The 25,896-nt window shown below is 41.5% G+C and carries 28 protein-coding genes and 1 tRNA gene; 3 read left to right on the top strand and 26 right to left on the bottom strand.

Features of this window, described 5'->3' with window-relative positions; translation table 11 throughout:
* The first annotated feature begins 123 nt into the window (after positions 1-123).
* Together MKZ25_RS15955 and MKZ25_RS15960 are read left to right on the top strand one after the other, a co-directional pair.
* Positions 124-1,371, top strand: a complete 1,248-nt coding sequence (locus MKZ25_RS15955; RefSeq protein ID WP_340802337.1) for a Zn-dependent hydrolase — start codon at positions 124-126, stop codon at positions 1,369-1,371.
* 88 nt (positions 1,372-1,459) lie between these two features.
* The gene (locus tag MKZ25_RS15960) at positions 1,460-1,720 is read left to right on the top strand and encodes a Parvovirus coat protein VP1-like protein (protein ID WP_340802338.1); all 261 of its coding nucleotides are present in this window, start codon (positions 1,460-1,462) and stop codon (positions 1,718-1,720) included.
* A 58-nt stretch (positions 1,721-1,778) separates the two neighbouring features.
* On the opposite strand, the gene MKZ25_RS15965 is transcribed toward MKZ25_RS15960, so the two are convergent.
* The 5 genes from MKZ25_RS15965 to MKZ25_RS15985 form a co-directional block, all read right to left on the bottom strand.
* Entirely contained in the window at positions 1,779-2,573 is a 795-nt protein-coding gene (locus MKZ25_RS15965) for a basic amino acid ABC transporter substrate-binding protein (RefSeq protein WP_340802339.1), read from the bottom strand.
* A gap of 296 nt (positions 2,574-2,869) precedes the next feature.
* Entirely contained in the window at positions 2,870-3,592 is a 723-nt protein-coding gene (locus MKZ25_RS15970; protein WP_340802340.1) for an amino acid ABC transporter ATP-binding protein, read from the bottom strand.
* Positions 3,593-4,294 (bottom strand): amino acid ABC transporter permease, encoded by a 702-nt coding sequence (locus tag MKZ25_RS15975; protein WP_008406394.1) that lies wholly within the window; start codon positions 4,292-4,294, stop codon positions 3,593-3,595. It abuts the gene before it with no gap.
* Between the two features lie 30 nt (positions 4,295-4,324).
* A complete protein-coding gene (locus tag MKZ25_RS15980) occupies positions 4,325-5,104 on the bottom strand; it encodes a basic amino acid ABC transporter substrate-binding protein (RefSeq protein WP_079524431.1) in 780 nt (259 codons plus the stop codon).
* Positions 5,105-5,844: 740 nt separating this feature from the next.
* A tRNA-Arg gene (locus MKZ25_RS15985) sits at positions 5,845-5,916 on the bottom strand.
* Positions 5,917-6,103: 187 nt separating this feature from the next.
* On the opposite strand from MKZ25_RS15985, the gene clpP reads away from it, so the two are divergent.
* The gene (gene clpP, locus MKZ25_RS15990; protein ID WP_251690323.1) at positions 6,104-6,694 is read left to right on the top strand and encodes an ATP-dependent Clp endopeptidase proteolytic subunit ClpP; all 591 of its coding nucleotides are present in this window, start codon (positions 6,104-6,106) and stop codon (positions 6,692-6,694) included.
* Between the two features lie 279 nt (positions 6,695-6,973).
* Here clpP and MKZ25_RS15995 read toward each other — a convergent pair whose 3' ends face one another.
* From MKZ25_RS15995 to MKZ25_RS16095, 21 genes are all read right to left on the bottom strand, one after another.
* Positions 6,974-7,231 carry an HPr family phosphocarrier protein gene (locus MKZ25_RS15995; protein ID WP_008406398.1) on the bottom strand — a complete coding sequence of 86 codons (258 nt, stop codon included), beginning with the start codon at positions 7,229-7,231 and terminating at the stop codon, positions 6,974-6,976.
* A 153-nt stretch (positions 7,232-7,384) separates the two neighbouring features.
* Complete coding sequence (gene whiA / locus MKZ25_RS16000; protein WP_340802342.1) at positions 7,385-8,326, bottom strand: DNA-binding protein WhiA; 942 nt, start codon at positions 8,324-8,326, stop codon at positions 7,385-7,387.
* Positions 8,327-8,376: 50 nt separating this feature from the next.
* On the bottom strand, positions 8,377-9,354 hold the full coding sequence (locus MKZ25_RS16005; RefSeq protein WP_340802344.1) for a gluconeogenesis factor YvcK family protein: 978 nt from the start codon (positions 9,352-9,354) through the stop codon (positions 8,377-8,379).
* Positions 9,355-9,358: 4 nt separating this feature from the next.
* Entirely contained in the window at positions 9,359-10,240 is an 882-nt protein-coding gene (rapZ, locus tag MKZ25_RS16010; protein ID WP_340802345.1) for an RNase adapter RapZ, read from the bottom strand.
* Positions 10,241-10,254: 14 nt separating this feature from the next.
* Positions 10,255-10,725, bottom strand: coding sequence for an 8-oxo-dGTP diphosphatase (locus tag MKZ25_RS16015; RefSeq protein WP_340802347.1), 471 nt, complete (start codon positions 10,723-10,725; stop codon positions 10,255-10,257).
* A gap of 327 nt (positions 10,726-11,052) precedes the next feature.
* Positions 11,053-11,997: a thioredoxin-disulfide reductase gene (gene trxB / locus MKZ25_RS16020; RefSeq protein WP_340802349.1), complete on the bottom strand. Its 945-nt coding sequence runs from the start codon at positions 11,995-11,997 to the stop codon at positions 11,053-11,055.
* Positions 11,998-12,073: 76 nt separating this feature from the next.
* The gene (locus MKZ25_RS16025) at positions 12,074-13,600 is read right to left on the bottom strand and encodes a tetratricopeptide repeat protein (protein WP_340802350.1); all 1,527 of its coding nucleotides are present in this window, start codon (positions 13,598-13,600) and stop codon (positions 12,074-12,076) included.
* 185 nt (positions 13,601-13,785) lie between these two features.
* A complete protein-coding gene (gene hisIE / locus MKZ25_RS16030) occupies positions 13,786-14,403 on the bottom strand; it encodes a bifunctional phosphoribosyl-AMP cyclohydrolase/phosphoribosyl-ATP diphosphatase HisIE (protein ID WP_079524440.1) in 618 nt (205 codons plus the stop codon).
* Positions 14,400-15,158, bottom strand: a complete 759-nt coding sequence (hisF, locus tag MKZ25_RS16035; RefSeq protein WP_340802352.1) for an imidazole glycerol phosphate synthase subunit HisF — start codon at positions 15,156-15,158, stop codon at positions 14,400-14,402. Before hisF ends, hisIE begins: the two co-directional genes overlap by 4 nt.
* On the bottom strand, positions 15,152-15,772 hold the full coding sequence (hisH, locus tag MKZ25_RS16040) for an imidazole glycerol phosphate synthase subunit HisH (protein ID WP_340802353.1): 621 nt from the start codon (positions 15,770-15,772) through the stop codon (positions 15,152-15,154). Before hisH ends, hisF begins: the two co-directional genes overlap by 7 nt.
* The gene (gene hisB / locus MKZ25_RS16045; RefSeq protein ID WP_340802354.1) at positions 15,769-16,362 is read right to left on the bottom strand and encodes an imidazoleglycerol-phosphate dehydratase HisB; all 594 of its coding nucleotides are present in this window, start codon (positions 16,360-16,362) and stop codon (positions 15,769-15,771) included. Before hisB ends, hisH begins: the two co-directional genes overlap by 4 nt.
* On the bottom strand, positions 16,362-17,642 hold the full coding sequence (gene hisD, locus MKZ25_RS16050; RefSeq protein ID WP_340802355.1) for a histidinol dehydrogenase: 1,281 nt from the start codon (positions 17,640-17,642) through the stop codon (positions 16,362-16,364). The genes hisB and hisD overlap by 1 nt, the downstream gene beginning before the upstream one ends.
* Before the next feature lie 14 nt (positions 17,643-17,656).
* Complete coding sequence (gene hisG, locus MKZ25_RS16055; RefSeq protein WP_008406420.1) at positions 17,657-18,280, bottom strand: ATP phosphoribosyltransferase; 624 nt, start codon at positions 18,278-18,280, stop codon at positions 17,657-17,659.
* A 4-nt stretch (positions 18,281-18,284) separates the two neighbouring features.
* Positions 18,285-19,445 carry an ATP phosphoribosyltransferase regulatory subunit gene (locus tag MKZ25_RS16060; protein ID WP_340802356.1) on the bottom strand — a complete coding sequence of 387 codons (1,161 nt, stop codon included), beginning with the start codon at positions 19,443-19,445 and terminating at the stop codon, positions 18,285-18,287.
* 259 nt (positions 19,446-19,704) lie between these two features.
* Positions 19,705-20,235, bottom strand: coding sequence for an acyltransferase (locus MKZ25_RS16065; protein ID WP_340802358.1), 531 nt, complete (start codon positions 20,233-20,235; stop codon positions 19,705-19,707).
* Between the two features lie 2 nt (positions 20,236-20,237).
* Positions 20,238-20,879 (bottom strand): pyrophosphatase PpaX, encoded by a 642-nt coding sequence (ppaX, locus tag MKZ25_RS16070; RefSeq protein WP_340802359.1) that lies wholly within the window; start codon positions 20,877-20,879, stop codon positions 20,238-20,240.
* 363 nt (positions 20,880-21,242) lie between these two features.
* Entirely contained in the window at positions 21,243-22,112 is an 870-nt protein-coding gene (lgt, locus tag MKZ25_RS16075) for a prolipoprotein diacylglyceryl transferase (protein ID WP_340802360.1), read from the bottom strand.
* Positions 22,113-22,135: 23 nt separating this feature from the next.
* Entirely contained in the window at positions 22,136-23,074 is a 939-nt protein-coding gene (gene hprK, locus MKZ25_RS16080; RefSeq protein ID WP_340802361.1) for an HPr(Ser) kinase/phosphatase, read from the bottom strand.
* Positions 23,075-23,247: 173 nt separating this feature from the next.
* Complete coding sequence (gene cccB, locus MKZ25_RS16085; protein WP_340802362.1) at positions 23,248-23,562, bottom strand: cytochrome c551; 315 nt, start codon at positions 23,560-23,562, stop codon at positions 23,248-23,250.
* 51 nt (positions 23,563-23,613) lie between these two features.
* Complete coding sequence (locus MKZ25_RS16090; RefSeq protein ID WP_340802364.1) at positions 23,614-24,468, bottom strand: YitT family protein; 855 nt, start codon at positions 24,466-24,468, stop codon at positions 23,614-23,616.
* 124 nt (positions 24,469-24,592) lie between these two features.
* Positions 24,593-25,822 carry an EAL and HDOD domain-containing protein gene (locus MKZ25_RS16095; RefSeq protein WP_340802365.1) on the bottom strand — a complete coding sequence of 410 codons (1,230 nt, stop codon included), beginning with the start codon at positions 25,820-25,822 and terminating at the stop codon, positions 24,593-24,595.
* Positions 25,823-25,896: the final 74 nt, after the last annotated feature.

Genomic DNA, 25,896 nt, shown 5'->3' on the forward strand with positions numbered 1-25,896 from the left:
AGCAGCCCCCTATCATTAACAATTCGTCCATACAATTATTGTAACATTTTACATTAAGTATATATTAATTTGTTATATGCTAGTGCTAATGTTTATATATTATTGAATTTAAGGGGGACCTTTATGTTAAAAACAAATCGCGAAAGACTTCAAAACACGATTGATTTATTCAGCAAATTTGGGGCAACAGAAAATAATGGTGTCACACGTTTAAGCCTATCTCCCGAAGATATTCTTGCGCGCAACAAATTCAAGGAAATTTGCGAACAGCTTGGTATGGTCGTAACAGTTGATGATATGGGCACTATGTACGCAACACTTCCTTCCAACTCCGATAATTTACCGATTGTCATCGGCTCACACTTGGATTCAGTCATTAAAGGCGGACGCTTCGATGGAGTGCTAGGTGTTTTAACTGCACTGGAAGCTGTCCAAACGATTATCGATGAAAAACTCGAACTGAATCACCCTATCACGATTGTAAACTTCACAAATGAAGAAGGTGCACGTTTTGAACCGTCTTTAATGGCTTCAGGTGTTCTTTCAGGGAAATTCGAAAAGGAAAAGATGCTCGCTTCAACTGATCGTGAAGGGGTAACATTTGAACAAGCCTTGAAAGAAAGCGGCTATGAAGGCGACGTTGCAAACCGTCTGACAGAGGCACATGCCTATTTGGAGCTTCATATCGAACAAGGTCCCGTGCTGGAACATTACAAAAAAGAGATCGGTGTCGTGGAAGGCGTCCTTGGCATGGTATGCTATGACATCACATTAACCGGCGAATCGAACCATGCGGGCACTACCCCTATTTCCATGCGGAAAGACAGTATGTTCGCCGCGATGCAAATCATTTCAATTCTGCAAAATAAACTAAAACAGCTTCCTGAAGATCTTGTTTATACAATCGGGCGCATCAATGCCTATCCGAATATTCATACGGTCATTCCGAGTAACGTAACATTCTCGCTGGAATCCCGCCACCAGGACCCGGCAGTCATTCAGCAAGTGGAGCAAATTATTTCTGATCTGCCAAAAGAAATCGAAAATTGCGAGTTGAGCTATGAAAAGCTATGGAGCCGGGATACGGTGTATTTCGCACCGGAAGTTGTTCATGCCGTTGCAGCAAGCACAGAGGAACTGGGCTATTCACGCCATCATATGTTCAGCGGTGCCGGCCACGATGCTCAATTTATCGCCGGATACATTCCTTCAACCATGATTTTCGTTCCAAGCGAGAAAGGCTATAGCCACCGCGAAGATGAATATACATCCTATGAAGAATGTTCAAAAGGCGCGGATGTCCTTCTGAATGCGGTATTGAAAGTAGCCGAATCTTCAGTTTCACCCGTAAAGTCTGCTAGTGTAAAGTAAAGGTTTTTATGATGAAATCAATAGTTTTGCCCTCCTCTTCTTATTAGGTGAACATACTATATGGTACCTACTAAAAGGAGGTGGGATGATGAGACGTCCTGCAATGGGGTTCTGCTTCCCTGGCTACCGCTACTGTGGACCGGGATGCACTGGACCTGGTGCACCAACGAATGCAGTCGATAATTGCTGTCTGAACCACGATGCCTGCTATGCATACGGATACGACAAACGATATTGTGACGCAATTTTCCAGCAATGTTTAAATCAATACAAAAACCCCTCAACAAAAATGGGGAGGGACGCAAATTTATTCTCTCGAGCAATTCGGTTAAAGAACTTTCTAATATAAACTAAAACACAGGCATGAATTCCTTTTCAAAAGGTTCCATGCCTGTGTTTTCAATTAATTAATCAATCTTCTGACCTGTAATTTCTTCTAATTTACCGTTTTCTTTAATTTTTGCCAGGCCTTCATTTAAACGGTCCACTAACTCCTTGTTCCCCTTTTTCACCATGAAGCCGTAATACTCTTTCTCGAACTGATCTGACTCAATCGCTTTTAGCCCTGAATTCGGATTGTTCTTTAAGTACTCGATTACTACGGCATTATCGCCAAACGCCGCGACTGTTGCACCATTGATTACTTCCTGGAATGCAACTGGCTGATTTTCATAAGCTAAAATTTTTGAACTTGATTTCCCTTGCAGGTTTTGGGCTGCAATATGGCCTGTCGTATTAATTTGAACAGAGATTTTCTGATCTTTTAACTCATCCAATGTTTCAATTGTTGAATCTTCTTTCACAACAATCATCAATGACGCTTCATAATATGGATCTGTGAAGTCATACGTTTCTTTACGCTCATCTGTAATTGTAATGCCTGATGCACCTAAATCCAGTTCACCGTTCGTAATTTGTTGGAATACCGGCTCCCAGCCTACATTTCGGAATTCAATTTCCGAACCGATTTCTTCACCGATTGCATTCATAATATCAACATCGATTCCGACAATCTCACCTTTGTCATTCATCGATTCAAATGGGGCAAATGTTGCTTCTGTTCCGACTAATAGCTTTTTACCGCCACCTTCTCCGGATGTTGCACTTCCTGAAGTTTCGTCGTCTGCCGCACCGCATGCGGCTAAAATGATCGTTAATGCCATTAGCAGCATCGTTGTTAAAAGTTTCTTTGTTTTGAGCATTATAAAGCCCCCTCTATTTTTGTTAAGATTATACATTTTTTAGCAGAGTCACACAATATGCAATTCTAAATCTTCTGATAGTTTATGATATAAAAATCCCTAAACAATTTATGCTACTAAAATCTTCACGGCTCATATAGGGTTGATTTCCATTTCGGGTCGGACGCTTTCCGCGGGCACGGCTCCTCTGCATTCCAATCAACGCGTTTTAAATCTATTTGCATTCTACTCCAATTAGTAAGAAGCAAAAAACTATCTTCTACTACTCATCATAATAGAAGATAGTTTCCCTGCTCTTATAGAACTTTTCCTAAAAAGGCTTTTGTACGTTCATTTTGCGGGTTGCCGAATACTTCATCCGGGTGGCCTTGTTCTACGATATAGCCGCCATCCATAAACAGTACACGGTCGCCTACTTCACGTGCGAAGCCCATTTCATGTGTTACGACAACCATTGTCATCCCTTCTTTTGCAAGGTTCTTCATTACTTCCAGAACTTCTTTCACCATTTCCGGGTCAAGGGCTGACGTTGGTTCGTCGAACAGCATCACTTTCGGCTTCATCGCCAACGCGCGGGCAATCGCTACACGCTGCTGCTGACCGCCTGATAACTGCTGCGGATAGTTATATGCTTTTTCACGCAAACCGACCTTATCCAATAGCTCCAGTGCCAGTTTTTCGGCAACGGCTTTGTTCAGTTGGCGAATTTGCATTGGAGCCATCGTAATATTATCAATGACCGACATATGCGGGAATAAGTTGAACTGCTGAAACACCATTCCTACTTCTGTACGGATCTCGTTAATATTTGTTTTCGGATCATTAATTTTAGTACCTTCAATATAGATTGCACCATCCGTTACTTCTTCCAGCAAGTTCATGCAGCGAAGAAACGTTGATTTCCCGGAACCTGATGGCCCGATAACACAAACTACCTCTTTTTCACGCACTTCATAATCGATCCCTTTTAACACTTCGAGCTTGCCAAAATGCTTGTGTAAGTTTTCTACTTTAATCATTTACGCGCGCTCCTTTTTCTTACGTGGGTTGTAATTGATATCAACTCGTTTTTCGATAAATGCAATGAGCTTCGTTACAGCATACGTCAATACAAGGTATAGGAACGCCGCGAATAAATACGGCTCCCAGAAACGCTGATACGTTCCGGCTACAACTTTACTTACGTATAAAATTTCGGCTCCGGCGATTACCGTTACAAGTGAAGAATCTTTTAACAGTGCGATAAATTCATTCCCTAAAGGTGGAATCATACGACGAAACGCCTGAGGTAAAATAACTTTGCGCATCGCCTGTCCCTGTGTTAAACCTAAAGACCTTGCAGCTTCCATTTGCCCTTTGTCGATCGACTGGATCCCCGCACGGAAAATTTCTGCATTGTATGCGGCACTGTTTAAAATCAGGCCGACAATACCCGATACCCACCAACCTTGTGATGTTCCAAAAATAGTCGGAATAACAGCTAAGTGAATTAATAATAATTGTACGAGCATTGGCGTACCACGGAATACGTCGACATATATTTTAGCCGGCCAGTAAATCCATTTTTTTGTTGAAACTTGGCCTAATCCTAAAACCAGACCGAATATAATACCACCAATATAACCACATGCTGTTAAAACAATAGTCGCCCAAAGTCCTTTTGCATATAGTTCACGGTAGTTCCAGATTATATCCCAACGGAAAAAATCAAAAAAATCCATCTGAAACCCTCCAATAAATTAAAATGTAGCTTATTCGATTTCCGTACCTGTAATTTCAGCTAACTTGCCGTTGTCTTTAATTTTTTGAAGACCTTCATTTAAAATGTCCAATAGCTCTTTGTTGCCCTTTTTCACCATAAAGCCGAAGTAGTCTTTTTCAAATGAAGTATCTTCGACCGCTTTTAAGCCTGAATCAGGATTGTTTTCAAGGTAATCCAGAATTACTGCGTTATCACCGATAGCAGCATCCGCAGCGCCTGTAAGCACTTCTGTTAATGCAACAGAGAAGTTTTCATAAGCTAAAATCTTCGAGCTTGCAACACCTTGCAGTTCCTGTGCGGCGATATGTCCTGTCGTATTAATCTGTACCGCGATTTTTTTGTCTTTAATATCTTCTAATGATGCCACTGTCGAACCTTCTTTTGTCACGATCAATAAAGTCGCTTCATAGTAAGGATCTGTAAAGTCATATGATTCTTTACGCTCATCTGTAATTGTAATAGCCGCTGCACCCATATCCACTTCACCAGTTGTTACTTGGCTCATCATTGAATCCCAGCCTACATTCTTTACTTCTGTTTCAATCCCCATTTCTTCGCCGATCGCTGCTAAAATCTCTGAATCCAACCCGACAACATTACCTTTATCATCTAAGTATTCGAATGGTGCATATGTAGCTTCCGTACCTGCAACAATTTTCTTATATTCTTTATCACCTGTTGATGAAGATTCGTCCGCTCCACACGCTGTTAAAATCATAGAAGCTGCTGCTAAAGGTGCTGCCCATTTAAATAGTTTTCTAGTACTCATTATGAATATCCTCCTGGATGTAGTAGTTTTTTTATTAATAACATGTTCAATTATATTAATTCCACAATTAATATACAACATTTAATTTTTAAAAAATTGATTATTATTGCAGTATGATGAATTAATATAACAAAATTAACGGTATATTTGCATATAATTTAATATTTATTCACTTAATTGTTATTTCATTTTTGTATCCCCCTCTTAAAAAGGCGCCCATTCCATTACATATATTCCCTGTTTTTTATAATATATGTTAATTAACTAAAGAATTTTTACTAAAAAAAAAAGACTGCACAAGAGGAACTCCCTCTCATACAGCCTTGGAAATATTATTTAGTCAGAGAACGAATGAAGGATAAAAAGAACCGGTACAGTGATTCCTTCTATCCTACTAAAACTTCATTCTCTACTGCAAAAAAACCTCAGATGATTTTTTGCAATTGATATTGAAACGTATATTAAAACAGTAAAATGGTGCCCTCTAGAGGACATGATAATATAGTATACCTAGCTACTATTGTGAAAACACAACATTTAATAATGTACTAATTTTCATCATATATTACAAGTAGGAAATGTGCTTTTTTATAAACAAATTTAATTTTTTAATTGAAGAGCGTTTAAATTAGATTGGATTCGGAAACTTATAGTGTAGCGTCAAAAATAAACTGTAGAAAAATGGAAGAGAAAGATTATTTTAACTTCATGTTGACCAATAATAATCTTTAAAAAGAAAGCGCCCTCGGAGGGAATCGAACCCCCAGCCTCAGAACCGGAATCTGAAGTGTTATCCATTACACCACGAGGACATATAAATAAGTATATGAGCAACTTTTTTCATTATACAGATGGAACCCCTTATTTTCAACTGTAAAAATCAGAGTTTATATTTGACCATAACTGACTAATACGTGTATGATAGGTTTACAGCTGAAATATTTGTCAATTTCAGCAAAAGTTATCGAATATAAGCTTTAACAAAGGGAGGATTTTTCAATGAACTTAATTCCTACAGTTATTGAACAAACAAACCGCGGCGAACGTGCATATGACATTTATTCACGTTTACTTAAAGACCGCATCATTTTATTAGGTAGTGGGATTGACGATAATGTTGCGAACTCAATCGTAGCACAGCTATTATTTTTAGAAGCTGAAGATCCAGATAAAGATATCTACCTATACATTAACTCACCAGGCGGCTCTATCACTTCAGGTATGGCAATCTACGATACGATGAACTTCATCAAACCTGATGTATCAACTATCTGTATCGGTATGGCTGCTTCAATGGGTGCATTCCTGCTTTCTGCTGGTGCAAAAGGCAAGCGTGTTGCATTACCAAACGCAGAAGTGATGATCCACCAACCACTTGGCGGAGCACAAGGTCAGGCAACAGAAATCGAAATCGCTGCAAAACGTATTTTACACTTACGTGAAAAATTAAACCGCATCATGGCAGAAAACAGTGGCCAAGATTACGAAACGTTAGCACGCGACACAGATCGTGACAACTTCATGTCTGCACAGCAAGCATTAGAGTACGGTCTTATCGATAAAATTTATGAGCGTAACCAATTAAAATAATCGATCCATCCAAGCATACAAGATTCGTCTTGTATGCTTTTTTGTGTTCAAAAAATAAGCACAGCCGTTCATATACTGAACAGCTGTGCTTTTGTCTTGCAAATAAAATTCATTATCGCGTTATATTTATTGCTTAAATAATATGTTTGTCCACGTCCAGAATAAAGCACCAACTCCTTGCACCCTTTCGGTCCCTCATGCAAAAGTGGTGGAGCGTTTACTTTTGCATCGGGCCCTCCAATGGTTTGAGGAGTTGAACGGGCGCTTTATCCTTTTGCTTTAATCCGCTTTTTCAATTAGAAGTTGTAGTGCGTTGATTGCTTTTTCTTCGTCATGGCCGTCTGCCCATAATGTGACAACCGTGCCTTTTGCAACGGCAAGGCTCATAATGCCCATGATCGACTTTGCATTCACTTTTTTCGTATCTTTTTGTAAATAGACATCTGCTTTATAACGATTCGCCTCTTGGACGAACAAAGCTGCCTGTCTTGCTTGTAAGCCCGATTTTAATTTAACTTCTACTTGTTTTTCAATCATGTTGAAATACTCCCTTTCACAACCGTTCATCGCTTCTAAGTTCATCTTATCGAAATTATCCGAAAAGAACAACAATTGGAAACATCTTTTATGAAATCGTTACCAATTTTCTCTATTACACTACGGAATACTTACCCTTATGCTTAAGTGGCTTTAAATATTCTCTCCACGGCGAAGCGCATCCGCGATTTCATCGATTTTGCGCAAACGGTGATTGACGCCTGATTTGCTGACAACGCCAGTCGAAACCATTTCGCCAAGCTCTTTTAACGTCACATCCTGATATTCCACACGGAGACGTGCAATTTCCCGCAGTTTTTCCGGCAGCTGATCAAGGCCCATTGCATTATCGATATAGCGGATATTTTCCACTTGCCTCAATGCAGCGCCAATTGTTTTATTTAAGTTGGCTGTTTCACAGTTTACGATACGATTTACACTGTTGCGCATATCTCTTATAATCCGTACATCCTCAAACTTCAGCATTGCCTGCACGGCACCGACTAAATTCATAAAATCCGAAATTTTTTCGGCTTCTTTTAAATATGTGACAAAGCCTTTTTTACGTTCGATTGTTTTCGCATTTAGATCGTAGCGGTTCATCAGCTCTGCCAACGCTTCCCCGTGCTCCTTATATAAAGAATAAATTTCCAAATGGTAAGAAGAGGTTTCCGGATTATTCACCGAGCCTCCCGCCAAAAAGGCACCACGTAAATAGGCACGGCGTTCATTTTCTTTCGGTATGATTGATTTGGCGATTGTATGATTAAACTCGAAGGAATTAGAGACAATTTCTAAATCCGCAAGAATTTCCCGCGCGCCTTCCCGGACACGGCATATATATACATTATTCTTTTTAAGACGCATCTTTTTCCGAACGAGCAGCTCGACATTATATGGATAAAGTCTTTTTACAATTGTATAAAGCCGACGTGCGATTGCCGCATTTTCTGTTTGTACGTCCAAGCTTATTTGACGATTTGCAAAACTCAATGAACCGTTCATCCGTATTAGGGCAGATACTTCAGCCTTTAAACTGCTATCACCGGCTTCTACCTGCGTCAGTTCTTTCTTTGTTTCAGATGCAAATGACATGGATTCGCTCCCCCTTTCCCAGCAACCTATGTAGTGTTTCTTCAGTACTACTATTCTTGCATCATTTGTCTTTTCTGTAATGTATATTCACAAAGCCAATCAGCGAGATTTACCGCATCATGACGTACTGTTCCATTTTCTATAAGCGCAATCTCTTTAGGAATAATATTGATGCCCATTTCTTGCAGTCTTTCAATATCAAACTTTACAGGTTCGGCATTTTCTTCACGATAATTTTCATAGATCGAAGGAGGCAGCTCCTTTTCATTGATCAGGACCGATTCGATAAATACTTCTCCTACATGTGCGTGGATTGCCTCAATATGCTGTGAGGCAGTAAAGCTTCTCGTTTCACCCTGCTGTGTCATTAAATTTGCAATATAGATCTTTTCACCTTTAGCACGTATAACCGCCTGCCCGATTCCTTTAACTAATAAATTCGGAATAATGCTCGTATAAAGGCTTCCTGGTCCAATCAAAATAAAATCCGCTCGTTCAATCGCATGAACTGCAGCAGGTAATGGTTTGAGATTACTAGGCTCCAAATATACCCGTTTAATCGGTGCATGGCCAGATGGAATTTTCGACTCGCCTATAATATCTGACCCGTCCATTAATTCGGCATGTAATGTAACCTTTTTATTCGCTGCCGGAATGACCTTTCCGTGCACATTCAGCACTTTGCTCATTTCTGCAATCGCATGGTTAAAATCACCTGTAATTTCCGTCAAAGCCGTCAACATCAAGTTCCCGAGCGAATGTCCGCCTAAATCGTTTGATTGGGAAAAGCGATATTGAAACATCTGCTCCACTAACGGCTCTACATCTGAAAGTGCGGCAATTACATTTCGCACATCTCCTGGCGGCGGGATATCATAGTCATCCCGCAGACGCCCAGAAGAGCCACCGTCATCTGCAACCGTAACGATGGCCGTAATATCAAAAGGATGTTGCTTTAAACCGCGTAAAATTGTAGAAAGGCCTGTCCCCCCGCCAATTACGACGATTCTTGTTCTCTTTTTTTTCATCTCATCAATCCTTCCTATGATTGATATCTCTATGTGTAACGATGACTTGATCATTTTTTGCCAATAGCTTCCCGAAGTATTCAGCAAGTGTAACGGAGCGATGTTGACCGCCCGTACAGCCGAAAGCGATGACAAGCTGTGATTTGCCTTCATTACGGTAATGGGGAATCATGAATGTGAACAAGTCCGTCAGTTTGGCAATTAATTGTTGCGTTTCTTCTGTTGCCAGTACGTAAGAGGAAACTTCTGTTTGTAGCCCAGTTTTATGTCGCAATTCTTCAACATAGTAAGGATTTTTTAAAAAACGAACATCAAATACTAAATCAGCATCAATCGGCAGCCCATGTTTAAATCCAAACGACATAATGTTCAGTGAAAAAGTAGGACTGCTCATATTGCTGAATTCCTGGGCGATACGTTCACGTAATTCGCGTGGTTTTAAATTGGAAGTATTGACGATCGATTTGGCGCGCCCTTTTACTTCAGAGAGCAATTCGCGCTCCAACTCAATCCCTTCCAGCGGTAATCCCTGAGGGGCAAGCGGATGTGATCGGCGTGATTCTTTATAGCGCCGAACTAATGTGGCATCATCGGATTCCAAAAATAAAATACGGAGTAAAATATCTTCTTCGTCCAATAGCGCGTCGAGCATTTCAATCAATGAGCCAAAAAATTCTCTCCCACGTAAATCCATAACTACTGCCATACGTGAAATCTTTTTTTCGGAACCTTTCATCAGCGCTAAAAAAGTAGTTAAAAGTTCCGGAGGTAAATTATCAACACAGTAATAACCTAAATCCTCAAAACTTTGAACCGCTACCGTTTTGCCCGCCCCTGACATTCCTGTAATAATAACTAACTCATGTGTACAGCTCGAACTAGCCACTTATTTCATCTCCTCTAGTTTTGTTCCGTCGAGTTTTGAATTTTTTCGCTGATCAGCTCAAAATCCTCTGTATATTCAAATGTACCATATTGCGTACCATTATTTAATGCTGCAAATAATAAATTCGTCCGGTCACCTGCTGCCATCGGAAGATCCTTTAATCGCTCAATATCATACCAGCTTAAAATGCCTTCACGTGTTTCGACAAATGGTGTTCCTTCGACATCCGTTGCAATAAATGTGTACAGCATCCATTCATCGACAACAGTATCTCCATTTTTGATAACCATTGTATATACGCCTTTTAAATGAACGTCTTTTGGTGTCAGATTCGTCTCTTCCTGAAATTCGCGTATAGCGGAGTCATAGATGGACTCTCCTGGCTCCATTTTTCCACCTGGTGCAACAAACCAGCCTCTTCTCGGTTTTTGCAGCAATAGGACTTGACCATCTTTAATAGCAAGTAAATTTGTAATTCGTTGCATACACAACACCTCAACTTTTTCATTTAATGGATTGTGAATATATAATATTTCACAAAATCCACATAAGTAAAGACACAATATCGCTATGTGAAACGAATTGTGTTTTTCTAAAGCTTATTTCTATTATACCTTGTCCTATGCATTCCGTAAAAGCAAGCGTTTCATTTATAATGTCAACATTTATGCCGGAAAGCCACAAAAAAAGAGGTTGCTTCAGCGTAAACCGCTTGAAACAACCTTAGGATAAAAATATAAGGGGGTTAAAACAAATTCCACTTTTAGTATACCCTTATTTTGTAACGATATGATTACATTTATGTTAAAGAATTATTGATTTATCTTTTCTTTTATTTCTTCCACGTAATGTTGAGCCGACTGTGCTGCAATACTGCCGTCGCCTGTAGCTGTTACAATTTGACGCAGCATTTTTTCACGAACATCGCCCGCTGCATAAATACCAGGAATTGATGTTTCCATTTTTTCATTTGTTACAATATAGCCTGCTTCGTTTAAAATATTCAGGGAAGCAAATGGCGCTGTTAATGGAAGCATGCCGACATATACGAATACGCCATCTGTTTCCACTTCTTTTTCTGTACCGTCAACTGTAGAAGCTAACGTCACTTTGCCTACTTTACCATCAACTTCATGAATTTCCTTCACTGTCGAGTTCCAGATGAAGTCTACTTTTTCATTGGCAAATGCACGATCTTGTAGGATCTTTTGTGCACGAAGCTTATCGCGACGGTGTACGATTGTTACTTTATCCGCAAAGCGTGTTAAGTAAACACCTTCTTCAACAGCAGAGTCGCCCCCGCCGATTACGATGAGGTTCTTTTGTTTGAAGAATGCGCCATCACATACAGCACAGTAGCTTACACCGCGGCCGCCAAGCTCTGTTTCGCCGGGAATACCCAGTTTTTTATATTCTGCACCAGTTGTAATAATAATTGTGCGTGTTTTATATTGTTTTTTACCTGAAACGATAATTTTGTACTCTTCCCCGTCGATGATTTCATTTACATCTCCGTAAGCATATTCGGCACCGAACTTTTTCGCATGCTCGAACATTTTCGTCGATAGCTCAGGCCCTAAAATTGTATCGAAACCAGGGTAGTTTTCCACTGCTTCTGTATTCGCCATTTGTCCGCCGGGAATCCCGCGTTCAATCATTAATGTTGATAAGTTAGCGCGTGATGCATATACCGCAGCCGTCATACCTGCCGGACCTGCTCCGATAATGACTACATCATAAATTTTTTCTTCAGACATGTTGATCCTCCTCTTGCATATACCTTCTATATAGTTTTATCGTATAAGATTGCTTGGGTAAATACAAATATACTGCCTATTCAAAGTCCGCCGGTACAAATTCATACAATTCATCATTGTATTTCGTTAACGTCGCAGTTGAAATATTGTATTTGCCCGCAATCGCTTTTTTCGTCACTTTGTTTTCCAGTGCGACATGGAATGAATATTCAACAGCAGCAGCCAGCGCCGCGCGATTTTTAAACGAATAGCCTTGCTGGAATGCGATTTCCCCAAGCGCAAACCATGTACTTAACACTTGCGCCACTTCCAATGAAATCGAATCATTTACTTCAATAATCTGCTCGGCTACTTCCATAAAACGCAGGAATTGCTGTTCTTCCTTACTGCCGTTACTGAAATCATAGTCCAGTGCATACGCCATGCACAGCTTTTCGATAGCCGAAAAATCCGAGACATTCAAAAGAGAAGGGTGTGCGACAATCTCCTGCTTATGTGCCGAACGCTTCAATAAGAACATGCCGAACAACCGGCTGGACTGATGCTCATCTGTTAATTGACGTATGATGAAGTCACGATGATTTTCCGCTGAATTCCGTAAAATTGACCCTTCACCATTTGCCCACGGTTCCATCCCTTCTTTTGACGGATCCAACTGAATGAGCATTTTCCATGATTCTTTTGCAATCGTTTCATGCCCTGAGAAGTAGGCTGACTGGGCAAGCCAGAAATAGAAGCCAGGCTCTCCGTCATAGCCTTTCTTGCTCATAGAGCGCAGCCATTTATAAGCCGCTTCATATTGTCCGATCAATGCAAATGTTGCACCGAGCTTGTAACGGTTTTCCCATTCGAACGGTTGGATTTTCTTCAATAAACCGACCAGTTCATTCAGCTCTTCACTGTTTTTTTCGTAATACGCAAATACGGCCAAGTTGCAAAGTGCATGAAGATTGCCTTTGTTTTCACGCAGCACTCGATATAAAAGTGCGCGGGCCTGTTCCGCGTCTCCGACATAAAAATAGGCTAACGCCAGATTATTGTATGCATTCCAAAGGTCTGGATACTCTTCAATGAGTTGCTCCAGCATTTCGATTGCTGTCTTGAAATCACCCTGCTCCATTTGACGGCGGGCCTTTTCCTGTGCCACATGCTTCGCCCCATCAAATTCGTCCATGTCATCCATTTCATCGCCCACATAGTCGACAAACTCCAATATTTCAGAGGCGTCTTCCGTATATGTGCCGTTTGGTTCCATTTCTAAATATTGTGCTGCGTATTTTTGGGCATCCGCAATATGACCGATACAGCCCGACACTTCCGCCAGCATGAAAATGATTTCGGATTCATTCGGCTCTAAACTATAGGCTGTGTGAATCAACTCATAGGCATGCTCGAAATTTTGCAGTTCCATTTCAAGTATTCCGTACTGTAGTAACACATGCGCGTCATCCGGACTTAAATCCGCCGCACGCTTAATAAATTTATATGCTTTGTCCATTTCGTCTCGTTCAATTGCCTTTAAAGCTTTCTTGTAATAATAATCACCATTCGGAACAAACGACACGACATTAGTAGCTTTTGTTTTTAAACGTTTATTTTCCAATAATATTCCTCCGAGTCATTCCGTTCAGTACATTCTATATCATCAAATACGCAGGTCATTTGTTTGTAAACAAAGAAATAAGGAACGCACAGGTGTGGTCCCTTAATCAATTCTTACTATTATAGCATATTCGGCACATATGTACTAAAAACACGTCTGACAAAGCGGTGTTAATTTTCCGGCCGTTACTGTTTCTTTCCTTCATGACGTTTTTGCAGGACATCCAGCACTTCATAAACATCGACTTTTTGCTCTTGAAGCAACACTAATAAGTGATAAAGAAGATCTGCCGATTCCCATTTCACTTCTTCTGCATCGCGGTTTTTTGCCCCGATGACAACTTCAGTAGCCTCTTCGCCGACTTTTTTACAGATTTTATCGATTCCTTTATCGAATAAATACGTTGTGTACGCCCCTTCAGGCATATCGATTTCACGTTGTTTAATCACTTCTACAAGTTGCGGAAGAATCGCGACAGAGCCTGGGCGTTCGTTTTCTACCAAGCTTTCAGTAAAGCATGAAGTCGTTCCGTTATGACAAGCCGGACCAGCTGGGATCACTTCAATGACAAGCGCATCCTTGTCACAGTCTGTTTTGATCGAAACTACTTTTTGCGTGTTGCCGCTCGTTGCGCCTTTATGCCAAAGCTCCTGACGAGAACGTGAATAAAACCAGGTTTCATTCGTTTCAATCGTCTTTTGCAGTGATTCTTCGTTCATATACGCTACTGTTAATACTTCTTTTGACTGTGCATCTTGTACTACGGCTGTAATTAAGCCTTGTTCATTAAATTTTACGTTCATCGTACACGAACCCCTTTTTCTTTTAAGTAGCTTTTCACTTCTGCTACGCTCGTTTCTTTATAGTGGAAAATACTCGCTGCGAGTGCCGCATCTGTATCAACATCCTGCAGTACTTCACGGAAGTGTTCGGCATTCCCGGCCCCGCCGCTCGCAATAACCGGCACTGTTACTGCATCACGTACCGCTTTTGTTAGTTCCAGGTCAAAGCCTGATTTTTCGCCGTCCTGATTCATCGATGTAAGGAGAATTTCTCCGGCACCTAATCGTACCGCTTCTTTCGCCCAATCGACTGCTGTCCAAGTCGTTTTATTGCGCCCGCCATGTGTATAAACCATCCATGTGCCGTCTTCTTCGCTGTACCTCGCATCAATCGCACAAACGATACATTGGGCCCCAAAGTAATCCGCACCTTCTTTAATAAGCTGCGGACGTTCCAGTGCTGATGTGTTGACCGATACTTTATCGGCACCCGCACGTAAAATACGCTTCATATCATCGATTGTCCGGATGCCGCCGCCTACTGTAAACGGAATCGCCAATGTTGCCGCCGTTTGACGGACAACATCGACCATCGTTTCCCGTCCTTCATGCGAAGCGGAAATATCAAGAAATACAAGCTCATCGGCGCCTTGCTCATCATAAAACTTAGCTAACTCTACAGGATCGCCTGCATCACGCAATTCTACAAACTGTACCCCTTTTACAACACGTCCTTCTTTTACGTCAAGACATGGAATAATTCGTTTTGTTAACATACGCCCTCTTTCACTCCCTGCGTCCAAGCCGTCAGTAAATACACACCAAACGGACCTGACTTTTCTGGATGGAACTGCATACCTGTAAAATTATCTTTTGCCACGATACCCGGTACTTGAACGTGCTCATAATCAGCTGAGGCGATCAGCTCCATGTCATCGATGCCGCTCGCATAGTACGAGTGAACAAAGTAGACATGGCGCTCCTGCGGCAAGTCTTCATTATTTAACCACGCTGGTGTCTGCTTTAATTTCAGTTCATTCCAGCCCATATGCGGAATGCGTGTAACATCGGTAAAACGCTGAATACGTCCTTTGAAAATGCCAAGACCTTTCGTTTGCGCCACTTCATCGCTTTCTTCAAACATCAGCTGCATGCCAAGGCAAATACCTAAGAGCGGCTTTTTCGTCGTTTGAATGAAATCGATGAGCCCCGTTTCATCCAGGCGTTTCATCGCATCCGGAAAAGCGCCAACCCCCGGCAGCACATAAGCATCTGCCGCTTCCAGCTGTTCAATATCGCTTGAAACAATTACTTGTACATCCAATCGTTTTAGTGCCTGTTCGACACTAAACAGATTGCCCATTCCATAATCAATTACACCGATCTTCACGTTAACAGCCCCTTTGTTGATGGCACACCTTTTACACGTGGATCGATTTCAACCGCTGCATCCAATGCACGTGCCGTTGCTTTAAAAATCGCTTCAATAATATGGTGTGTATTATGCCCGTAAGGAACGATGACATGCAGGTTAATGCGTGCTTCCAGTGCAAACTTCCATAGAAACTCATGGACTAGCTCTGTATCAAAGTTTCCTACTTTCGCATTGAGTCCCGGTGTAACGCGGTACTCCAAATGCGGACGGTTAGAGCAGTCAACGACAACTTGTGCTAATGCGTCGTCCATCGGCACAAATGCTGTACCGTAGCGTTTGATTCCTTTTTTATCGCCTAACGCTTCACGGAATGCCTGTCCTAATACAATCCCGATATCTTCTGTCGTATGGTGATCATCAATCCAAGTGTCCCCGTCCGCCAGTATTTTACCGTCAAACAGTCCGTGCTTGATAAATAGATCGAGCATATGGTCCATAAAGCCAACACCAGTTTTAATGTCGGCTTGACCTGTACCGTCCAAGTTGAGCTCTACTTTAATTTTTGTTTCATTTGTATCACGATCGATTTTTGCAAAACGTGTCATTATTCTTCTCCTTTATCCCAGCCGCGCGATTCTACCGCTCTTGCATGTCCTTCCAACCCTTCAAGTCGTGCAAGACGCGCAATCTTCGGCGCATTTTGTTGCCATGTTTTCTCGCTGTAATAAACAACGCTCGTGCGCTTAATAAAATCATCGACATTTAAGCCGCTTGCAAAGCGCGCTGTTGAGTTCGTAGGTAATACATGATTCGTGCCCGCAAAGTAATCCCCAACCGGCTCCGAGCTATAGCGGCCGATAAATATCGCACCGGCATGTGTAATCATTTCCGAAACCTTTTCAGCATCTTCTGTTATGACTTCCAAATGTTCAGGTGCCAATGAATTGACAGCACGTACCGCATCTTTGATGGATTCCGCTACGTATATATGACCGAAGTTTTCAATCGATTTTCGTGCAATCGACTGTCTCGGCAGTTTTGATAATTGAATCTCGACCTGATCTGATACGGCATCCGCCAAATCATCGCTTGTTGTAATCAGTACAGCACACGCTAATGTGTCATGCTCTGCCTGTGACAACAGGTCTGCAGCAATTTCATCGGCATACGCACTTTCATCCGCTAAAATACAAATCTCAGACGGACCGGCAATCATATCAATCGCTACTTCACCGAATACTTCACGCTTCGCCAATGCTACGAATATATTGCCCGGACCTGTAATTTTATCTACCGGGGCAATCGTTTCCGTTCCGTACGCTAATGCAGCAATCGCCTGTGCACCGCCTACTTTGTAAATTTCCGTCACACCTAAAATGTGCGCTGCAACGAGTACAGCTTCCGGCAACTTCCCGTCATTTCCAGCAGGTGATGTAATGACAATGCGCTTTACTCCGGCAACTTGCGCAGGGATGACATTCATCAATACAGAAGAAGGATAGGCTGCAGATCCGCCGGGCACATACAATCCGACTGCATCAAGCGGTGTAATCCGTTGCCCTAAATACGACCCGTCTTCTAGGGGCAACTGGAATCCCGTACGTTTCTGTTCATTATGGTAGCGGTAAATATTATCTGCCGCTTCCTGTAGATCGCCGTATAATTGCGGATCAAAGTTTTTAACCGCTTCAACGATTTCACTTTCGGCTACGCGTAAATTTTCAGGTGCAAAACCGTCCCATTTTTCACTGTAATATTTAATCGCCGCATCACCTTTTGCACGCACATCCTGAATGACTTCACGAACGGTTTGCAGCTGCTGTTCATTGCCTTGCTCGAGTTGGCGTTTTAAAGAAATATCGTTATCCAAAATTGTTATTTTCATCTCGTTGGCCCCTCTTATTTCACACATTTTTTCAAGCGTGTCACTAAATCTTGAATGCGGTCACTCTTCATGCGATAGCTTACAGGATTCGCGATTAAACGGGATGAGACTTCGGCAATATGCTCATATTCCACTAAGCCGTTTTCCTTCAGTGTACGACCCGTTGAAACGATATCGACAATGCGATCGGCCAGACCAATCATCGGTGCCAGTTCAATCGATCCGTTCAGCTCGATAATCTCAACCTGTTCCCCGATTCCCTTATAATACTTCATCGCAATATTCGGATACTTCGTCGCAATACGCGGCGCAATTTCATTAATTGTTGTGTTCGGCAAACCTGCTGAAGCGATATAGCATTCACTGATTTTCAGATCGAGCAGCTCATGTACCGTTCGGCGCTGCTCAAGTAAAACGTCTTTACCCGCAATTCCGATATCCGCAACCCCATGTTCGACATAAACCGGTACGTCCATCGGTTTCGCTAAAATAAAGCTGATGTTTTCCTCTGGTATTTCAATCATGAGTTTACGTGACATTTCCACTTCTTCAGGAAGGTTAAAGCCAGCCTCCAGCAGCATTTCATAAGCTTCTTCGAAAATACGGCCTTTTGGCATCGCAATTGTTAGCTGTGTCATTTGTTTACGCCTCCCTGCTATTGTATTCATTAACGATTTTAAAGTGAGCTTTTAATGCTTCGATATTTTCGATGCCTTCATATGATTGGAATGTCACTTGCTTTCCTTGTTCACGCAGCAGTTGTGCAGCTCCCAGTGCTTCTGCAAAACGCTCTGCCGTAAACAATACAAGCACCTCATCTTTGTCGATGCTGATTTTTGGCATTGCTTCAAAAACACGGTCAACACGCAATCCAAAGCCTGTTGCACCGACTTGCGTGCCAAAGTGCTGCATCAAGCCGTCATAACGTCCGCCATTTCCTAACGGGAACCCGCTTCCTGAAGCAAACACTTCAAATAACATGCCTGTGTAATAACTCATATGGCTTGATAATGTGAAATCGAATGCGATGTACTCTTCATAGCCGGCAGCATCCAAAATTCTCGCCAAGTTTCTCATATATTCCAGCGCATCATTTTTGCGCACATATTTTTCCATTGCTTCGATTGAAGGAAGGCTGATCGCATCTTCAATATAGGCTAACAGTGCATCGGATTTCGTTTTCGGCAAATCAAATGCCAGTACCGCTTCTTCAAACCCGACAAAATTCCGTTGTACAAGAAGATCATTTAAATCATCTGCCTGTGCATCGCTTTCTGTATAGTCCTTCAAAATGCAGCTCAATACACCTGCATGTCCGATCGTTACTTTGAAATCTGTAATTTGATAGGCTTTCACTAAATCGATCGCTGTCATGATTACTTCCGCATCGGCATACACGGAATTATCGCCAATCAGTTCAACCCCCATCTGATCAAACTCAGCCGGACGCCCGCCTTCACGCTGCTGCGCACGGAATACATTTGCAAAATAGGCAAGGCGTTGCGGAATTTTCTCTTTCAGTAATTTCGATGTTGCAACACGGGCAATCGGTGTTGTCATATCAGGTCGTAGTACAAGGGTATTCCCTTGGCTATCAACCAATTTAAAAAGGCGGGCATCGGAAATTGCAGAAGCTTTTCCGACCGTATCGTAATATTCAACAGATGGTGTTTTTATAAATTCATAGCCGCGCTCGCGTAGCAATGCTCGTCCTGTCGAGCGGACCATTTCAAGTTTTTCGTAAATTTCAGGTAATGTATCACGCATTCCAAGTGGCTTTTCAAACATTTTAATCGATGACATTTTCACACATCCTAATTTTTGTACTTGGTAAAATTCTGTATACTGCACTTTAGTATACTAGAGTGTTAAATCACTAGTGTATGAAAGTATTTTACTGCTACTTATTGCCATAGTCAATGGATTCATACAAATATTTAGTTAATTTAATTTTCTGATATATTTTTATATTATACATCATCTTTTGCCGAATTCAGTTATGTGGCGAAAAAGACATGAAAAAATACCCATCTCCGCGTTAGTTGGAGATGGATATCTGCATTCAATTTTGCCAAACCGGGTTGTCATTCTTTTTCCGTTCTGCCATTTGTTCCGCAGTGAAAATAATGCGCATCGGGTTTCCGCCTGCCATTGCGCCAGCCGGTACGTCCTTATGTACCAATGTCGCTGCAGAAACAATCGCCCCGTCTCCTATTTTCACTCCCGGTAAAATCGTCGAGTTTGCGCCAACCATAACATTGCTGCCAATTTCGACATTACCGAGACGGTATTCTTCGATTAAATATTCATGCGCTAAAATTGTCGTATTAAAGCCGATGATCGAATTATCTCCGACCGAAATACGCTCCGGAAACATGGAATCAGGCATGACCATCAATGCAAGGGATGCCTGCTTGCCGATTTTCATTTTTAAAAACGAGCGGTACAGCCAGTTTTTCCAAGCCATGACCGGGGTAACCCGTCCGATTTGGATAACAATAAAGCATTTCATCACTTTCCAAAATGAAACGGTATTATAAACTTTCCATAATGAATTCGCACCTTGAACTTTGTAGCGTTCTGTTCTGCGCATGCCTACTCCCCTTTCACAATTTCCAATAAATCACGCATATGATGAAGCATATAAGTCGGCTCATAAGCCATTAAATAGTCGACACCTTTCGCAGACCACGCAACCCCCGCTGTACGGACACCCGCATTTTTCCCGCCTTCAATATCATGCGAGTTGTCGCCAATCATAATCGCTTCCTCTTTACCGACACCCAGCTTTTCCAGTGCTACCAGAACCGGTTCCGGATGTGGCTTCACATGCTCCACATCATCAAAACCGACAATGACATCGAAAAACTGTTCCGCACAAAGCACTTTTAAACCACGGGCAAGGCTTTCTCTTGCTTTCGTTGAAACAATCGCCAGTTTGATCCCTGAATTATGGAGTTCCTCCAATGTTTCGACAACTGCATCATAGCTTGTTACTAAACGGTCATGGTTGATTGCGTTCCACTCTTTATATTTCCCGATCATTACATCGGTTTCGCCCGGTGTCAGTTCGTCAAACGTCTGTTTTAATGACGGACCGATGAATCTCAGGCAGTCTTCTGTCGAATATTGCCCGGGAAATCTTTCGTCAAAAATATGCATGAATGTCTGGATGATTAAATCATTTGTATTTAATAATGTGCCGTCAAAGTCAAACAGCAATGCTTTTGTTATCATACTGAAGAATGCTCCCTTTTAAAAAACCGCTCGCACTAATGCAAACGGTGTTAAATATTTATTTCCCCAAACAGAGGTGATTTTTATTTCAAAAATTTTCCCCTACATAATAGGGGGGGTGATTTCCATTCCGGGGAGTACGCTTTCCGCGGGCGTGAGGCCAACAGGATGTTGGTCACAAAAGCGTTGCCACAGGACGTGGTGTTCTTAGCTTTTGTTCCTAGTCTCAGGCGTCACGCTATTCCCGCAGGAAACGCAGTTTGTAGCGAAAGGCGTTAGCCGTCAGCTACATTCGACTCTCCTCCATTCCAATCAACCAACTTTTTTATTTATTTCGTTTAATTACTTAACATCTTGCTAAAATTATTTCTTCTTGCTCTTCTTATTTTTATTATTTTTAGTAGCAACTGGCTTTTCCTCATCTAAATAGTGGATAACCGGTTTTACTTTCATGCGGCGGTACACAATGGCGATAATACCGACTGTAATACCGATGATCGAAACGACTTGAGCCGAGCGTAAATCGCCGACTAAGTATAAGCTGTCTGTACGCAAGCCTTCGATGTAGAAACGACCGATTGAATACCAGATTAAATAGAAGAAGAACATTTCGCCGCGTCGCCAGTTTAATTTGCGGGCAAACAGTAAAATGACTAAACCGACTACATTCCATAATGATTCATACAGGAATGTCGGGTGTACATAGTTCCCGTCTTCACGGATATACATTTGTTCAATCAGCCAGTTCGGTAAAAACAGACCTTCCAGAAATTCACGTGATACAGGACCGCCGTAAGCTTCCTGATTGATGAAATTGCCCCATCGTCCGATAATTTGACCAACGAGAATACTCGGTGCTGCAATATCGGCCAGTTTTAGGAAGCTCACTTTGCGCTTTTTCGTAAATATGTATGCTGTAATAAACGCTCCGATTAATGCACCGTGAATTGCAATACCGCCATTCCAAATTTGAATGATACTCCCTGGATGCTGGCTATAGTAATCCCACTTCATCACAACGTAATACACGCGGGCGGACAAGATTGAAATCGGAATTGCCCAAATGAGCAGGTCGGCAAAAAATTCCGGATCTAACCCGCGGCGGACCGACTCTTTTTGTGCCAGAAAGTAGGCAACAATAATACCGAAGCCGATAATGACTCCATACCAGTTCACCGGTATTGGCCCTAAATGGAATGCGACCGGGTTAATTGCTAATAAATTTGTAACCATAAACTTCTCCCTTCAACTACCTATTAATAATCGTCTATTTCATCATTCGGAACAAGCATATCGTCCAGACGACGTGAAAATTCCTCGGCAGCATTGACGCCCATTTTCTTCAGTCGGTAGTTCATCGCCGCTACTTCAATAATTACGGATACATTTCGTCCCGGCTGTACTGGAATTGTCAGCTTCGTTACTTCTGAATCAATAATTTTCATCTTCTCCTCATCCAGCCCCAGTCGATCATAAAACTTATCCGGATCCCATGTTTCAAGCTCTATTATTAATGTAATACGCTTGTAGGGGCGCACCGCACTTGCACCGAACAGTGTCATAATATCAATGATTCCAATACCGCGAATTTCCAGCAGATGTTCCAATAATGGAGGCGGGAATCCAACAAGCATGTTTTCGCCTTCCTGACGAATTTCCACACTGTCGTCAGCCACTAACCGATGTCCTTTTTTTACAAGCTCAAGTGCCGTCTCACTTTTACCGACGCCACTTTTCCCAATAATAAGAACACCAATGCCATATACATCAACAAGAACCCCATGAATGGCAGTTGTTGGTGCAAGCTTGCTTTCCAAATAGTTCGTCAGCCGGCTCGAAAATCTAGTTGTCGTCAGCTTCGTAACGAGCACCGGGACATGATTTTCATTCGATGCATCGATCAGTTCCTGAGGTACTTCCAAATCGCGCGAAATAATAATCGCAGGTGTTTCATCCGAACAAAGCTGCTTCATCCGGCTTCTTTTTTCCTTTTCAGGCAACATTTCAAAAAATGAGAGCTCTGTTTTTCCCAACAGCTGAACTCGGTCAGCTGGATAATGTGTAAAATAGCCGGCCATTTCCAAACCTGGACGGGAAATATCACTCGTTGTTATGTATCGTCCAACTCCGGCTTCCCCACTGACCAGCTCCAAATTAAACTTTTCCATAACATCTTTCGCAATTACTTGAATCATAAGTTTGGTACGCTCCTATCCTCTAGCATCTCCACTGTATTTTATCATGTCTATAGCATTTCCAATATATAACGCGCCTAGTTTTTTAAATTATCAATCACATCACTTGGCCTTTCGCAAAAAAAGGTAAAAAAAGATGAAGCGAATAAAGCTCCATCTTTTTTATGTATACATTACTTGAGTGTTGATAAATATTCTGCAGCTGCTTCCGCTTTTTCGCCTTTTACGATCCCACCAGGCATACGGTCTTTACCATTTAAAATAATATCCAAAATCTCTTCTTCTGAATATTTTGCTCCTAATTGATTCAATGCCGGTGCACCGCCGCCTTGCAATTGGCCGCCATGGCATGTTGCGCATGATTGCTGAACAACGCTTTTCCCGTCGATTTCAGCTGTTTCACCGCCGCTTGAAGCCGAATCATCTCCACCGCACGCAGCAAGGAAAATGGCTGATCCAAAAACTAATGTAAGTAAACCCTTTTTCATTCTGAACCCCTCCAAAAATGTACTACTATTCCACTACCGATTATAACAAACTTATACTTTTTTGAAACCTTCGCCCAGTACTTCATATGCGTCCGAAACGATGACAAACGCTTGAGGATCAACGGTTTTCAATACTTGTTTCAACCTTGTGAACTCTGTTTGGTAAACAACGACCATTAATACCGGGCGCTCCTCACCTGTATATCCGCCAAATGCCGGAAGCCTTGTAATCCCGCGGTTGATCTCTTTATAAATTGCATCACGCACATCTGTTTCTTTTTGTGTAATAATGTAAACCATTTTAGATTGGCTAAAACCTAGCTGAACAATATCAATCGTCTTTGTCGTGACATACAGGCCAATTAATGCAAAGAGTCCTTTTTCAAGGTCAAACACAATTGCCGCACTAACCGCGATTAGGCCATCGATGAACAGTACGCTTGTCCCTAATGTTAAGCCTGTATATTTTGTAATAATTTGAGCAAGTAAATCCGTACCGCCAGTAGAAGCATTCCCTTTAAATACGAGACCTATCCCCAAACCTACCACAATCCCGCCAAAGATGGCCCCCAGTAACGGATTCAGTGTCCAAGGATCCCAGCTCTCCGTTATTATAACGAAGAAAGGAAGGGCAATTGTTCCAATAAAGGATTTGATGCCGAACTTTTTCCCTAGTACAAGCACACCAGCTATAAATAAAGGAATATTGAAAGCATATTGAACAATCCCGGCATTCCACCCGAACATTCCATTCAAGATTGTACTGATTCCGCTTACCCCGCCGGATGCGACCTGGTTTGGAAATAAAAAAACATTAAAGCCGAACGCAATGACCGCGGCGCCGACAATGACAAATACATATTCCATTACATTGTTTTTCACTGAACTCTGTGAGCTATATGTCATACAAATCCTCGCTTCTTTTGTAAATTCCATTGAATTATAACAAATCCTGCATTAAATGAGAACTTCATCTGACTAAAGGAAAAGCGCCCCATATAAGGACGCTTACTCTTCTAATTTTATTGGATTATAATGCCTCATCAACCCATACTTTCACTTCTTCATACATCGGCAGAAGCCCTTCGACAGGTATGTTTAATTGCCGCGCTAACGGAATGAGATTTTCCCAGTCCAATTTACTTAATGCGGTAGCGAATTGTAGATAAGGCGTCATCTCCGTACGTTCACCTGATATTGTTTCCAGTATCGTTTCCGATAATGGCAATTGCGTAACGATTGCATTCATCGGTCGTTTTAGCAGGGAATCGATTAACGAAAACATACCGACTAAAAAGTACTCGGAGAAATTCTTTTTATAGTTAAGTCGGGCAATTTTTTCGCATGTTTTTGCTCTGAACAACGAGGCATACATTAACTCCTGAAATACATCGTTATTTTGATTCATATCGGTTTCACGCATCGCCAGTAAGTAAATCCATTTCCGCAACTCCGTTAAGCCCAGTAATAAAATGGCCTGCTTAATCGAGCGGATTTTTGTTTTGGAACGTCTTGAAGAACCATTGATTAATTTGAGCAACCGGTATGATAATGAAATTTCCCGTTCAATACTATTCGTCAATACATCAATATTTGCTTCATCATCGCGCAACAATGAGATGATCTGAAAATATTGAAACAAGTTTGCCGGAATATCTGTAGCCGCCAGTATTTGCGGTTTTTCAAAAAAGTAACCTTGAAATAAATAATAACCCGTTTCTTTGGCCATTTCATATTGCTCACGCGTTTCTACTTTTTCTGCCAATAGTTTAATATGAGGAAATTGTGATTTAATAGCATTTTCAATTGCAGCCCTCTCATTTTCACCTGTATGTAAAAAATCGATTTTTATATAATCAATGTGCTGAAAGAGCTCATCATAAATCACCACTTCTTCATTCATGACAAAATCATCAAGCGCAAGTTTATATCCTGTATGCTTTAATTGTCTGAGCCGATCGATTAATTCCATTGTAATCGGAACATCTTCCAATATTTCAATGACAATTTGTTCTTGCTCAATAAAATCCAATGATTCCTGCATAATGAGGTTTTCCGTAAAATTAATGAATGACGGCTTTCCATTGGCTATTTCTTTTATGCCAATGGAAAGAAATGAATTGATTAGCAGCTCAACGGTTGCTGTATCTGCATCAATACGCGGAAACTCGTTGGTGTAATTATTTCGATACAACAACTCATATGCTACGATTTCTTCATGTTTGTTAAATATAGGTTGTCGCCCAACAAATACTTCCATTTTATATATTCTCCAATACCCTTATATTTTCTTTCTATTTATATTGGAATTTGCTGTTATTTTACAATTTTCCA

The sequence above is a fragment of the Solibacillus sp. FSL W7-1464 genome (assembly GCF_038004425.1).
In the GTDB taxonomy this organism is placed as follows: domain Bacteria; phylum Bacillota; class Bacilli; order Bacillales_A; family Planococcaceae; genus Solibacillus.

Excerpts from the sequence above, each read along its gene's own strand:
- MKZ25_RS15955 (WP_340802337.1), top strand. The coding sequence starts at position 124 with ATGTTAAAAACAAATCGCGAAAGACTTCAAAACACGATTGATTTATTC.
- MKZ25_RS15960 (WP_340802338.1), top strand. The coding sequence starts at position 1,460 with ATGAGACGTCCTGCAATGGGGTTCTGCTTCCCTGGCTACCGCTACTGT.
- MKZ25_RS15965 (WP_340802339.1), bottom strand. The coding sequence starts at position 2,573 with ATGCTCAAAACAAAGAAACTTTTAACAACGATGCTGCTAATGGCATTA.
- MKZ25_RS15970 (WP_340802340.1), bottom strand. The coding sequence starts at position 3,592 with ATGATTAAAGTAGAAAACTTACACAAGCATTTTGGCAAGCTCGAAGTG.
- MKZ25_RS15975 (WP_008406394.1), bottom strand. The coding sequence starts at position 4,294 with ATGGATTTTTTTGATTTTTTCCGTTGGGATATAATCTGGAACTACCGT.
- MKZ25_RS15980 (WP_079524431.1), bottom strand. The coding sequence starts at position 5,104 with ATGAGTACTAGAAAACTATTTAAATGGGCAGCACCTTTAGCAGCAGCT.
- clpP (WP_251690323.1), top strand. The coding sequence starts at position 6,104 with ATGAACTTAATTCCTACAGTTATTGAACAAACAAACCGCGGCGAACGT.
- MKZ25_RS15995 (WP_008406398.1), bottom strand. The coding sequence starts at position 7,231 with ATGATTGAAAAACAAGTAGAAGTTAAATTAAAATCGGGCTTACAAGCA.
- whiA (WP_340802342.1), bottom strand. The coding sequence starts at position 8,326 with ATGTCATTTGCATCTGAAACAAAGAAAGAACTGACGCAGGTAGAAGCC.
- MKZ25_RS16005 (WP_340802344.1), bottom strand. The coding sequence starts at position 9,354 with ATGAAAAAAAAGAGAACAAGAATCGTCGTAATTGGCGGGGGGACAGGC.
- MKZ25_RS16015 (WP_340802347.1), bottom strand. The coding sequence starts at position 10,725 with ATGCAACGAATTACAAATTTACTTGCTATTAAAGATGGTCAAGTCCTA.
- trxB (WP_340802349.1), bottom strand. The coding sequence starts at position 11,997 with ATGTCTGAAGAAAAAATTTATGATGTAGTCATTATCGGAGCAGGTCCG.
- hisIE (WP_079524440.1), bottom strand. The coding sequence starts at position 14,403 with ATGAACGTAAAATTTAATGAACAAGGCTTAATTACAGCCGTAGTACAA.
- hisF (WP_340802352.1), bottom strand. The coding sequence starts at position 15,158 with ATGTTAACAAAACGAATTATTCCATGTCTTGACGTAAAAGAAGGACGT.
- hisB (WP_340802354.1), bottom strand. The coding sequence starts at position 16,362 with ATGACACGTTTTGCAAAAATCGATCGTGATACAAATGAAACAAAAATT.
- hisD (WP_340802355.1), bottom strand. The coding sequence starts at position 17,642 with ATGAAAATAACAATTTTGGATAACGATATTTCTTTAAAACGCCAACTC.
- hisG (WP_008406420.1), bottom strand. The coding sequence starts at position 18,280 with ATGACACAGCTAACAATTGCGATGCCAAAAGGCCGTATTTTCGAAGAA.
- MKZ25_RS16060 (WP_340802356.1), bottom strand. The coding sequence starts at position 19,445 with ATGTCATCGATTAAAATGTTTGAAAAGCCACTTGGAATGCGTGATACA.
- MKZ25_RS16065 (WP_340802358.1), bottom strand. The coding sequence starts at position 20,235 with ATGCGCAGAACAGAACGCTACAAAGTTCAAGGTGCGAATTCATTATGG.
- ppaX (WP_340802359.1), bottom strand. The coding sequence starts at position 20,879 with ATGATAACAAAAGCATTGCTGTTTGACTTTGACGGCACATTATTAAAT.
- lgt (WP_340802360.1), bottom strand. The coding sequence starts at position 22,112 with ATGGTTACAAATTTATTAGCAATTAACCCGGTCGCATTCCATTTAGGG.
- hprK (WP_340802361.1), bottom strand. The coding sequence starts at position 23,074 with ATGATTCAAGTAATTGCGAAAGATGTTATGGAAAAGTTTAATTTGGAG.
- cccB (WP_340802362.1), bottom strand. The coding sequence starts at position 23,562 with ATGAAAAAGGGTTTACTTACATTAGTTTTTGGATCAGCCATTTTCCTT.
- MKZ25_RS16090 (WP_340802364.1), bottom strand. The coding sequence starts at position 24,468 with ATGACATATAGCTCACAGAGTTCAGTGAAAAACAATGTAATGGAATAT.
- MKZ25_RS16095 (WP_340802365.1), bottom strand. The coding sequence starts at position 25,822 with ATGGAAGTATTTGTTGGGCGACAACCTATATTTAACAAACATGAAGAA.